Below are 14,480 nucleotides of genomic sequence, written 5' to 3' on the forward strand. Positions count from 1 at the left end.
CTGCTAGTTTTTTCTAGGAGTCCTCACAAGCTTTCTCAAAACTCCCATCAAGATCAGCATCAAAAAGAATAAATTCGTGTTTTGGGATGATGAGTCTAACTGCGAACAACCTGAGCTGCTGGCTTGTTCACTCAACCCTTGATTATCCCCATACTCTTGAGCATTAAAGTCTGCATCACAAGCGTTGCCTATTCCATTGTTATCCCAATCAGCCTGGCTCGGATTTGGAACTGTTAAACAATTATCCTTGGCATCAACTACACCATCAGAATCGCTGTCAAGCTCAATATTAGCGCTCGGGGCTTTATTGATAACATCCAAATTAGCAGGAGGTGGAACTCCAGGGCCCCCAAAACCGGGCGCGGGTGCTCCCCCAAAACCGGGTGGAGGAATCACAGGCGGAGGACCAACTACAACGATCTTGCGATCATTATCGCATACATCGCCTACACCATCATTGTCCCTATCTCTTTGATCCGGATTATAGTAGGCAGGACAGTTATCTACGTCTCCACAAATACCGTCCCCATCAATATCATTGTTTTTATCGTTGGGGCAAGGATCGCAGACATTACCAAAAGCGTCTCCATCGTTGTTACTCTGATCAATATTAAAAACCCCTGGGCAGTTATCTTGAGGCGCACAAATACCATCCATATCGGCATCATTGGTGATATCTAAAGGACATCTATCGCAAACATTACCAATTCGATCACCATCTGAATCTTTCTGCTCTGGATTATAGATAGTAGGGCAATTATCTATTTCACACTTCCGCGGCATTCCCACAGGCGCAATATTAGGATCTCCTGTTTTATCATAGTCGCTATCGGTACAAGCATCGCAAGCATCACCTATTCCATCCATGTCTGTATCTAACTGAGTGGGGTTAGGATATTCAGGACAATTATCAAAGTCATTTATGATTCCATCTTGATCAATATCCGCTTCACAGGCGTCACCTATCCCGTTTCCATTTGAATCATATTGATCTGGATTGCCAACCCACCGGCAGTTATCTATTGGATCGCATACAAAATCCTCATCAGGATCCACACAAGGATCACAGGCATCTGAAATACCATCGTTATCAACATCAATATTATCGTCAAACATTGCACATTGATCATTACTAGAGGGCTCTGCACAGTTATCTGTTGGGAATCCGATATCAGCAAATCCATCACTATCTGTATCAGTACAAGGATCGCACTCATCTCCTAAACCATCGCCGTCTGTGTCTACTTGCGATGCGTTGTCAGTGATGGGACAGTTGTCTTGATCATTGGGCACACCGTCCATGTCTGCATCTTCGTTATAGCCGTCGCAAGCATCGCCTACCCCATCATTGTCTGTATCGAACTGCAAAGGATTAGCAACAAATGGGCAGTTATCATCTATGTTAAGGACACCATCTTCATCGGCATCGATACTACATAAGTTCAAACTATCATTAAGACAAGGATCACATACATCTCCCATGCCATCCCCATCTTCATCAGCCTGATTTAGGTTCGGCTTGGCTATACAATTGTCAACAACATTCAAAACACCATCTTGATCCGTATCTGTGGCACAGGTGTTGGTGGCATCATTTGGACAGGGATCACAAGCATCTCCCAATCCGTCGTTATCCACATCCAACTGATTAGGATTAACATTTACAATGCAGTTATCTGCCACGTTCAAAATGCCATCTTGGTCTGTATCGGTTGCACAAGTATTGCTTGCATCATCAGGACAAGGATCACATACATCTCCCATACCGTCACCATCACTATCTGCCTGATTGAGATTAGCTTTAGCAATACAGTTATCAACTACATTGAGCACTCCGTCTTGATCGGTATCAGTAGCACAAGTATTGGTATTATCGTTGGGACAAGGATCACATACGTCACCAATACCATCACTATCAGCGTCTTCCTGTCCAGGATTTGCCATAGCGATACAATTATCATCTACATTGAGCACTCCATCTTGATCTGTATCGCTTGCACAAGTGTTGGTCGCATCATCAGGACAGGGATCGCACACATCACCCATGCCATCTAAATCGCTGTCAGTCTGGGCTAGATTTGATTTAGCAATACAGTTATCAATAACGTTTGGCACCGTATCGCCATCGCTATCGGTCGCGCAGGTATTGGTGGCATCATTCGGGCACGGATCGCACGCATCACCAAAAATATCGCCATCGGCATTGGTCTGTGGAGCATTAGGCACTGCAATGCAGTTATCTGCCACATTCAAAATACCATCTTGATCCGTATCTGTGGCGCACGTATTGCTAGCATCGTTAGGACATGGGTCGCACACATCACCCATGCCATCACCGTCTGCATCAGTCTGATTGAGGTTGGGCTTGGCAATGCAGTTATCTGCCACATTCAAAATTCCATCCTGGTCAGCATCTGTGGCACAGGTATTGGTGGCATCATTTGGGCACGGATCGCACGCATCACCAAAAATATCGCCATCGGCATTGGTCTGTGGAGCATTAGGCACTGCTATACAGTTGTCGGCTACGTTTAAGATACCGTCTTGGTCAGTATCATCAGCGCAGGTATTGGTGGCATCGTTAGGACAGGGATCGCACGCATCGCCCATGCCATCTAAATCGCTGTCAGTTTGGGCTAGATTTGATTTAGCAATACAGTTATCAATAACGTTTGGCACCGTATCGCCATCGCTATCGGTCGCGCAAGTGTTAGTGGCATCATTCGGGCACGGATCGCACGCATCACCAAAAATATCGCCATCGGCATTAGTTTGAGATGGATTAGCCACTGCAATGCAGTTATCTGCCACATTCAAAATACCATCTTGATCCGTATCTGTGGCGCACGTATTGCTAGCATCGTTAGGACATGGGTCGCACACATCACCCATGCCATCACCGTCTGCATCAGTCTGATTGAGGTTGGGCTTGGCAATGCAGTTATCTGCCACATTCAAAATTCCATCCTGGTCAGCATCTGTGGCACAGGTATTGGTGGCATCATTTGGGCACGGATCGCACGCATCACCAAAAATATCGCCATCGGCATTGGTCTGTGGAGCATTAGGCACTGCTATACAGTTGTCGGCTACGTTTAAGATACCGTCTTGGTCAGTATCATCAGCGCAGGTATTGGTGGCATCATCAGGACAGGGATCGCACACATCGCCCATGCCATCTAAATCGCTGTCAGTCTGGGCTAGATTTGATTTAGCAATACAGTTATCAATAACGTTTGGCACCGTATCGCCATCGCTATCGGTCGCGCAAGTGTTAGTGGCATCATTCGGGCACGGATCGCACGCATCACCAAAAATATCGCCATCGGCATTAGTTTGAGATGGATTAGCCACTGCAATGCAGTTATCTGCCACATTCAAAATACCATCTTGATCCGTATCTGTGGCGCAGGTATTGCTAGCATCGTTAGGACAGGGATCGCATACATCACCCATGCCATCACCGTCTGCATCAGTCTGATTGAGGTTGGGCTTGGCAATGCAGTTATCTACACTATTGGGCACACCATCCTGGTCAGCATCTGTGGCACAGGTGTTGGTGGCATCATTTGGGCACGGATCGCACGCATCACCAAAAATATCGCCATCGGCATTGGTCTGTGGAGCATTAGGCACTGCTATACAGTTGTCGGCTACGTTTAAGATACCGTCTTGGTCAGTATCATCAGCGCAGGTATTGGTGGCATCGTTAGGACAGGGATCGCACACATCACCCATGCCATCTAAATCGCTGTCAGTTTGGGCTAGATTTGATTTAGCAATACAGTTATCAATAACGTTTGGCACCGTATCGCCATCGCTATCGGTCGCGCAGGTATTGGTGGCATCATTCGGGCACGGATCGCACGCATCACCAAAAATATCGCCATCGGCATTAGTTTGAGATGGATTAGCCACTGCAATGCAGTTATCTGCCACATTCAAAATACCATCTTGATCCGTATCTGTGGCGCACGTATTGCTAGCATCGTTAGGACATGGGTCGCACACATCACCCATGCCATCACCGTCTGCATCAGTCTGATTGAGGTTGGGCTTGGCAATGCAGTTATCTGCCACATTCAAAATTCCATCCTGGTCAGCATCTGTGGCACAGGTATTGGTGGCATCATTTGGGCACGGATCGCACGCATCACCAAAAATATCGCCATCGGCATTGGTCTGTGGAGCATTAGGCACTGCTATACAGTTGTCGGCTACGTTTAAGATACCGTCTTGGTCAGTATCATCAGCGCAGGTATTGGTGGCATCATCAGGACAGGGATCGCACACATCGCCCATGCCATCTAAATCGCTGTCAGTCTGGGCTAGATTTGATTTAGCAATACAGTTATCAATAACGTTTGGCACCGTATCGCCATCGCTATCGGTCGCGCAAGTGTTAGTGGCATCATTCGGGCACGGATCGCACGCATCACCAAAAATATCGCCATCGGCATTAGTTTGAGATGGATTAGCCACTGCAATGCAGTTATCTGCCACATTCAAAATACCATCTTGATCCGTATCTGTGGCGCAGGTATTGCTAGCATCGTTAGGACAGGGATCGCATACATCACCCATGCCATCACCGTCTGCATCAGTCTGATTGAGGTTGGGCTTGGCAATGCAGTTATCTACACTATTCACAATTCCATCCTGGTCAGCATCTGTGGCACAGGTGTTGGTGGCATCATTTGGGCACGGATCGCACGCATCACCAAAAATATCGCCATCGGCATTGGTCTGTGGAGCATTAGGCACTGCTATACAGTTGTCGGCTACGTTTAAGATACCGTCTTGGTCAGTATCATCAGCGCAGGTATTGGTGGCATCGTTAGGACAGGGATCGCACACATCACCCATGCCATCTAAATCGCTGTCAGTCTGGGCTAGATTTGATTTAGCAATACAGTTATCAATAACGTTTGGCACCGTATCGCCATCGCTATCGGTCGCGCAAGTGTTAGTGGCATCATTCGGGCACGGATCGCACGCATCACCAAAAATATCGCCATCGGCATTAGTTTGAGATGGATTAGCCACTGCAATGCAGTTATCTGCCACATTCAAAATACCATCTTGATCCGTATCTGTGGCGCACGTATTGCTAGCATCGTTAGGACATGGGTCGCACACATCACCCATGCCATCACCGTCTGCATCAGTCTGATTGAGGTTGGGCTTGGCAATGCAGTTATCTGCCACATTCAAAATTCCATCCTGGTCAGCATCTGTGGCACAGGTATTGGTGGCATCATTTGGGCACGGATCGCACGCATCACCAAAAATATCGCCATCGGCATTGGTCTGTGGAGCATTAGGCACTGCTATACAGTTGTCGGCTACGTTTAAGATACCGTCTTGGTCAGTATCATCAGCGCAGATATTGGTGGCATCGTTAGGACAGGGATCGCACGCATCGCCCATGCCATCTAAATCGCTGTCAGTCTGGGCTAGATTAGGCTTAGCGATACAGTTATCGGAAGTATTTGGCACTCCATCCATATCGCTGTCTTCGCCACAAGTATTGGTAGCATCGTTGTAGCACGGATCACATAGATCACCTATTCCGTCTAAGTCGGTGTCGGTTTGAGCAGGATTAGACACCAAGGGGCAATTATCATTAGCGCATATTTGATTAGGTGAAACTTGATCGGCTGCGCCATCCCCATCCTGATCCACGCAGGGATCACAGACAATTCCAACACCGTCAAAATCTACATCTGTTTGATCGTAATTAGCTACAGCAGGGCAATTATCGCAAACATCTCCGATATAATCTCCGTCAGCATCTATCTGCCCTGGATTAGCCACAACTATGCAATTATCGCAGGCATCGCCAACTCCATCTCCATCGGTATCTGTTTGCAGGGGATCTGGCACTAGAGGGCAAACATCACAAGCATCACCAACGCCATCTCCGTCGGTATCTGTTTGCAAAGGATCCGCCACTGTTGGACAAATATCGCAGGCATCGCCAACTCCATCTCCATCGGTATCAAGTTGCAGAGGATCTGCTACAAGAGGGCAAACATCGCAGGCATCGCCAACTCCATCTCCATCAGTATCTGTTTGCAAAGGATCCGCCACTGTTGGACAAATATCGCAGGCATCGCCAACTCCATCTCCATCGGTATCAAGTTGCAGAGGATCTGCTACGAGAGGGCAAACATCGCAGGCATCGCCAACGCCATCTCCATCGGTATCAGTTTGCAGAGGATCTGCTATAGCAGGACAGACATCACAGACATCCCCCACTCCATCACCATCAGTATCGGTCTGAGCGGGGTTCGCTATGAGAGGACAGTTATCATCAACATCACAGATACCATCTCCGTCAGTATCGGCTGCACATGCAAGTGTTTCAAGCGCTCCAACATCTGTTTGAGCCCCTTGAACTCGAGGAAATCCGGCACCACGTTGATCAAAAGCAGTGCCTGGATCAGATCCTGTATTTATGGCCAAACTGCCAAGAAGCAAGTCGTGCGTTCGAGTGATACCACCATTATTTTGTATTGGACCAAGCCCTGGACTTAATGGAGCCCCAGCTGTTCCTACCTGATTATTATTAACTCCGTTTACAATTGTGTGAGTTGTATCGACCCCAATGAGATTAAATGAAGAAGCTCCTATCGTACCTAAGCTGTGAACGTCTTGACTATCTGCTGTACCAGCATCGGTATTAGCTGCAACAATGGTACTTTCAAAGTTAGTGATACTAGCCAGCGTATTAATATAAATACCGCCGCCTCCCAAAGTCTCACCTGCGGAATTAAGCGTGATCGTTGTAGAACTTAAATCGGCTATAACGCTCACATCATCAAGATATATTCCACCACCGAAATTCTTGGCACTATTTCCCGAAAGAGTTGAGTTGACGATAGTTGATATTGTTGATGCAGTAGGATTGTTACTATCAATATAAATACCACCACCAAATCCGGAACCATCGGCAAGAACTCCGCTCCCGCTTGTTGCGCTATTGGATTCTAGTGTTGAATTTTCAATAATGGTTATCAATGATGGATTGGCCCCATTTGCCTGCATATGAATACCGCCGCCACTACCTATACCATCTCCAGCAGCCAACAATAAACTATCTCCACCAGCGGCACTGTTATTAGTCAAAGATGAATATGAAATATTTCCTATGCTCGAGGCATCAAGATAAAGAGCTCCTCCTCCGGCATCCGCAGAAGATAAAGCGGCAACTAAAGCGGCCTTTCCTTGGGCCTGATTCCCAGTAAAAGTATCACGCAGTATAGAGCCAATGTTTGCGCCCCCCGAAAGGTAAACCGCACCACCATAAGCTGGCCCGGGCGTAGCCAGGAGATTAAGGGCTGCATCACCACCTGATGCTGTATTATTTAAGAAATCAGTATCGGTTATATCGGTAACAGAAGCATCGTCAATATAAATTGCTCCTCCCCTTCCGCTTCCAGCAGGTCGACTATCTAACAACAAAGCAGCAGCATTACCGCCGGTCGCTGTATTTCCGCTAAAACTACAACCTGAAATAGAGCCAATTGATGCCCCAAAAGTTGTATATATTGCGCCTCCATGACCATCCCCCCCTCTTCCTCCTGCAGCCACCACTGCTACTCCGGGGCCACCAGTGGCGGTATTGGAGGTAAACTGAGTATTTGATATAGCCGCAATCGTGCCAAGAGAACTGATGGCCCCTCCTCTACCAGGGTTAATTCCGTTTAGGCCAAAGGCTGCAATTCCACCAAGGACAGAGTTGTTAGTAAAAACACTATTGCTGATGGTACCAATAGTAGCTGTGCTTGCGTTATAAATCGCACCACCGTCAGCATTCTTTGTACCAGCATTAAGCACTTGCACTACATCATCATTACCCAGAACAAAATTGTTATCGAATGTACAGTTATCGATTGAAGGAATAGAGCCGTAATTATAAATAGCTCCCCCAAAGGGTTCATATGCTAATATGGCAAGCGCATCCTGACTAACAACTCCATCCCTCAATGTTACACCACTAAGATTAAGTGTACCGGTGGCTGTAACTCCGATAAGTCTAAAAGGATCAACGGCCGCCACACTTCGCGCAATAGTTCCATTTTGAATAGTAAGACTAAAACCAGCCTCTGAAATAGTCGGCAGCGCAGTATCACTACCTGCAAGAAGTGAGCCATTAGCTGTACTAAAAGTAAAATTTCCGCCGCCCAAATCGATTGTATCATTTTCTCCATTTGCATTTGCTGTGTTGACTGCTGTAACTAAGTCAGCAACAGTAACTGGATTAAATAATGCTCCATAAGTATTACAACTGACGATTAAAACAGACCATATAAAATATCTTTTAAATGATTCCATATTAAACACGCAATTCCCCATTCAACACATAACAAAAAAAATATAACACTATAACCGACAACAAAACCAAACTTTTACATAAAATAAATCCACAAAAAAAAGCGGCATTAGAGCCGCTTAAAAAATCACTTTATACTATTTACTACTTAATTATTTTTTTCCTTCGAACACAAGCAAATATAGAAAGTATTAAAAGAAAGAAATAAGCATTAGCTGAGCCATCAATCTGTGAGCAACCTCCACCTGATTCTGTTTCAGAGTAAAGCGAACCCTCTTCGGCATCAACGTAATCATCATAATTGTCACATGCATTACCTATACCATTTTGATCGTCATCGGCTTGACTTGGGTTAGGTACACGAGGGCAATTATCTCGACCGTCCTCGATACCATCACCATCGCTATCATAAGTCACTTTAATTTCAGCGCTTGGAGCTTTATCGATGGCATCAATTACGCCGCCTGGTGCCGGTCCTCCAGCTACTGGCCCTGGTCCTACTGGAGGAAATCCTGGTGGCGGTGGAAGTACAGGTGGTGGAGGTACAACAACAAAATCTCTTTCCTCATCGCAAGCATCACCTACACCATTATTATCTTCATCGGCTTGGCTTGGATTACGATCAAAAGGACAGTTATCTAGATTGCCACAGATTCCATCTCCGTCGACATCATTTTGTGCATCGTCAGGACAATTGTCACAGAGATCTCCTATGCCATCATTATCTAAATCAGCTTGATCAGGGTTATAGACATTGGGACAATTATCAGCAGGTGAACACACGCCATCTTCATCTGAATCATTACCAGCATCTTGAGGACAATCATCACACACATTACCTAGCCCATCACCATCGCTATCAGCTTGGGATGGATTAAAAATAGTTGGACAATTATCTTCAACACATTTACGAGGCATACCAACAGGAAATACCGATGGATCTCCTGCACCATCATTATCCGTATCCGTGCAAGCATCACATACGTCTCCCATGCCATCCATATCTGTGTCTGTTTGATCTGAATTTGGTATACGCGGACAGTTATCAAATGGATTAATCACACCATCGTTGTCAAAGTCACTTTCACAGGCATCACCAATCAAATTCGCATTTTGATCAACCTGACCAGGGTTGTAAGTCCATCGACAATTATCATTTGGATCACATACACCATCTTCGTCAGGATCTACGCAAGGATCACAACCAACCTTATCTGGAAGCCCATCTGCATCGATATCAATATGGTCATCAAAACCAGGACATTGGTCGCTTACATTGGGCACGGCACAATCACCAGTCGGAAATCCTGGATCAGCAAATCCATCGCTATCTGTGTCAGTACATGGATCACATACATCACCTTGACCATCATTATCTGTATCTGCCTGATCAGCGTTTGTTATCAAAGGGCAATTATCTTGATCGTTGGGTATACCATCACCATCGGCATCTTCATTGTATCCATCACATCCATCTCCTACTCCATCTTGGTCGCTATCCTGCTGCAAGGGATTAGGCAAAAATGGACAGTTATCATCTGCATTCAAAATGCCATCTTCATCGGCGTCAACACTGCATCTATTCAATGGATCATTCAGACATTGATCGCACACGTCACCCATACCATCATTATCTTCATCAGCCTGATTTAGGTTTGGCTTAGCGATACAGTTATCGACCACATTGAGAATACCATCTTGATCGGTATCAGTAGCACAAGTATTCGTCGCATCATTAGGGCAAGCATCGCACGCATCGCCCATACCATCACCATCAACATCTGTTTGAGCTGGATTCACGATGGCAATACAGTTATCAGCGACGTTCGGTATTCCATCCTGATCGGTATCAGTAGCACAGGTATTGGTCGCATCATTAGGACATGGGTCACAAACATCACCCATACCATCCGCATCAGCATCTGCCTGATTCAGGTTTGCTTTAGCGATACAGTTATCAGCCACGTTAAGCACACCATCTTGATCGGTATCGGTCGCACAAGTGTTGGTAACATCGTTGGGACATGGATCACACGCATCTCCTATACCATCGCTATCAACATCGTCTTGTAAAGGATTAATCACAGCTATGCAGTTATCAGCCACGTTGAGTATACCATCCTGATCGGTATCGGTTGCACAAGTATTAGTGGAATCGTTAGGGCAAGGATCGCACGCATCACCCATACCATCAGCATCAAGATCGGTCTGTGCCAGATTTGATTTAGCGATACAGTTATCGATCACGTTTGGTATGGTATCCTGATCGGTATCAGTAGCACAGGTATTTGTCGCATCATCAGGGCAAGGATCACACGCATCACCAAAGATATCACCATCGGCATTGGTCTGCGGAGCATTCGCTACGGCGATACAATTATCAACCACATTGAGAATACCATCCTGATCAGTGTCAGTAGCGCATGTGTTGGTGGCATCATTAGGACACGGATCACACGCATCTCCCATTCCATCTAAGTCGCTGTCCGTCTGTGCAAGGTTTGGTTTTGCTATACAATTATCTACAACGTTGAGAACACCATCTTGGTCAGTATCGGTCGCACAGGTATTGGTCACATCGTTAGGGCAAGGGTCGCAGACATCACCAAAAAGATCGCCATCGGCATTAGTTTGAGATGGGTTAGCCACAGCAATACAGTTATCAACTACATTGAGAATGCCGTCCTGATCCGTATCGGTTGCACAGGTATTGGTTATATCGTTAGGGCAAGGATCACACGCATCTCCCATTCCATCGCCATCGGCATCGGTCTGCGCAAGATTTGATTTAGCGATACAGTTATCGATCACGTTTGGTATGGTATCCTGATCGGTATCAGTCGCACAGGTGTTGGTGGCATCATTAGGACACGGGTCGCAGGCATCTCCAAAGATATCACCATCAGCATTGGTTTGGGGCGCGTTTGCAAGCGCTATGCAGTTATCTGCCACGTTAAGCACACCATCTTGATCAGTATCAGTCGCACAGGTATTGGTCGCATCGTTTGGACACGGATCACAGGCATCGCCCATACCATCTAAATCTGTATCGCTTTGTGCAAGGTTTGGTTTTGCTATACAATTATCTACAACGTTGAGAACACCATCTTGGTCAGTATCGGTCGCACAAGTGTTGGTCGCATCGTTTGGACATGGATCACAGGCATCACCAAAGATATCGCCATCAGCATTAGTTTGAGATGGGTTAGCCACTGCAATACAGTTATCTACTACATTGAGAATGCCGTCTTGATCCGTATCGGTCGCACAGGTATTGGTTATATCATTAGGGCAAGGGTCACAGGCATCACCCATGCCATCACCATCGGCATCGGTCTGGGCGAGGTTTGGTTTAGCAATACAGTTATCAAGCACGTTTGGTACTGTATCTTGATCGGTATCAGTAGCACAGGTATTGGTCGCATCGTTGGGACACGGATCGCAGGTATCACCGAAAATATCGCCGTCGGTGTTGGTCTGCAAAGGATTGGCTACTGCTATACAGTTATCAACCACATTGAGAATGCCATCTTGATCAGTATCAGTGGCACAGGTATTGGTCGCATCGTTAGGACATGGGTCACAGACATCTCCCATGCCGTCCAAATCACTATCGGTCTGGGCTAGATTAGCCTTGGCGATACAGTTATCTGCTACGTTAAGCACACCATCTTGATCGGTATCGGTAGCACAGGTGTTGGTTGCGTCATTAGGACATGGATCGCACGCGTCACCAAAGATATCGCCATCAGCATTAGTTTGAGATGGGTTAGCCACTGCAATACAGTTATCTACTACATTGAGAATGCCGTCTTGATCCGTATCGGTCGCACAGGTATTGGTTATATCATTAGGGCAAGGGTCACAGGCATCACCCATGCCATCACCATCGGCATCGGTCTGGGCGAGGTTTGGTTTAGCAATACAGTTATCAAGCACGTTTGGTACTGTATCTTGATCGGTATCAGTAGCACAGGTATTGGTCGCATCGTTGGGACACGGATCGCAGGTATCACCGAAAATATCGCCGTCGGTGTTGGTCTGCAAAGGATTGGCTACTGCTATACAGTTATCAACCACATTGAGAATGCCATCTTGATCGGTATCAGTGGCACAGGTATTGGTCGCATCGTTAGGACATGGGTCACAGACATCTCCCATGCCATCCAAATCACTATCGGTCTGGGCTAGATTAGCCTTGGCGATACAATTATCTGCTACGTTAAGCACACCATCTTGATCGGTATCGGTAGCACAGGTGTTGGTTGCGTCATTAGGACATGGATCGCACGCGTCACCAAAAATATCACCATCAGCATTAGTCTGCAGAGGATTGGCTACTGCTATACAGTTATCAACCACATTGAGAATGCCATCCTGATCGGTATCAGTGGCACAGGTGTTGCTCGCATCATTGGGGCACGGATCACAGACATCTCCCATGCCATCACCATCGGCATCGGTCTGTGCAAGGTTGGGCTTAGCGATACAGTTATCAAGCACGTTTGGTACTGTATCTTGATCGGTGTCGGTAGCACAGGTATTGGTCGCATCGTTAGGACACGGATCGCAGGTATCACCAAAAATATCGCCGTCGGTGTTGGTCTGTAGAGGATTTGCAACCGCTATACAGTTATCTGCCACATTGAGAATGCCATCTTGATCGGTATCAGTGGCGCAGGTATTGGTCGCATCATTAGGACATGGGTCGCAGACATCTCCCATACCATCAAGATCAGTATCAGTTTGAGCAAGATTTGCCTTGGCAATACAATTATCAACTGTATTAAGCACACCATCTTGATCGGTATCGGTGGCACAAGTATTAGTCGCATCATTGGGACATGGATCACACGCATCTCCAAAAATATCGCCATCAATATTAGTTTGGGAAGCGTTAGATACGGCTATACAGTTATCTGCCACATTTAAAATACCATCCTGATCGGTATCGGTAGCACAAGTATTAGTCGCATCATTGGGGCATGGATCGCATGCATCGCCCATACCATCTCCATCTGCATCGGTCTGTGCGAGGTTGGGCTTAGCAATACAGTTATCAATTACGTTTGGTACTGTATCTTGATCGGTATCAGTAGCACAGGTGTTGGTCGCGTCGTTGGGACAAGGGTCACAAGCATCTCCAAAGATATCGCCGTCAATATTGGTTTGAAGGGCATTAGGAACCGCAATACAGTTATCAACCACGTTCAATATTCCATCTTGATCAGTATCGGTAGCGCACGTATTGGTTGCATCGTTAGGACATGGATCGCAAGCGTCGCCCATCCCGTCCAAATCACTATCAGTCTGAGCCACATTGGCTTTGGCTATACAGTTATCAACCACATTAAGAACACCATCCTGATCGGTATCAGTCGCACAAGTATTGGTGGCATCATTAGGACAAGGGTCACAAGCATCTCCAAAGATATCACCGTCAATATTGGTTTGAAGAGCATTAGGAACCGCAATACAGTTATCTGCTACGTTGAGCACACCGTCTTGATCGGTATCAGTAGCGCAAGTGTTAGTGGCATCATTCGGGCAAGGATCGCAAGCATCACCCATACCATCGCCATCTGCATCGGTCTGTGCAAGATTAGGCTTAGCAATACAGTTATCGACTACGTTGAGCACACCATCTTGATCAGTATCGGTGGCGCAGGTGTTGCTTGCATCATTGGGACAAGCATCACAAGCATCACCAAAAGCATCTCCATCTGCATTGGTCTGTGCTGGGTTATTTAGAAAAGGACAATTATCATTAGCACATACCTGATTAGCCGATGACTGATCCGCAAAACCATCAAGATCTTGATCCACACAAGGGTCACATGCATCCCCTACGCCATCATAATCAACATCTGTTTGATCAAAGTTTGGTATAGTCAAGCAATTGTCACAAGCATCGCCAACTCCGTCTAAATCCGTATCAGGACTTGTAGGGCATACCTGAGCAAACACACTACTACCCTTCCCTAATAACACAATGAAAACTATAAAAATAAACTTATACTTTGAGATTTTACAGTTCATTCGTTTTCCCACTCAATAAACGTGTCAATACACACAAAAAGTCAAGCAAGAATTATAGTAATATTAATCTCAACACCAAGTCATCTTTTTTAATACCATAAAA

General features: G+C 46.1%; 2 protein-coding genes. Both read right to left on the reverse strand.

Annotated elements, in window-relative coordinates:
• Positions 1-3: 3 nt before the first annotated feature.
• Positions 4-8,361, reverse strand: coding sequence for a thrombospondin type 3 repeat-containing protein (locus H6731_05130; GenBank protein USN51791.1), 8,358 nt, complete (start codon positions 8,359-8,361; stop codon positions 4-6).
• Between the two features lie 121 nt (positions 8,362-8,482).
• Positions 8,483-14,377 carry a thrombospondin type 3 repeat-containing protein gene (locus H6731_05135; GenBank protein USN51792.1) on the reverse strand — a complete coding sequence of 1,965 codons (5,895 nt, stop codon included), beginning with the start codon at positions 14,375-14,377 and terminating at the stop codon, positions 8,483-8,485.
• Positions 14,378-14,480: the final 103 nt, after the last annotated feature.

It is taken from the genome of Myxococcales bacterium, assembly GCA_023898405.1.
Classification (GTDB): Bacteria; Myxococcota; UBA727; order UBA727; family JABDBI01.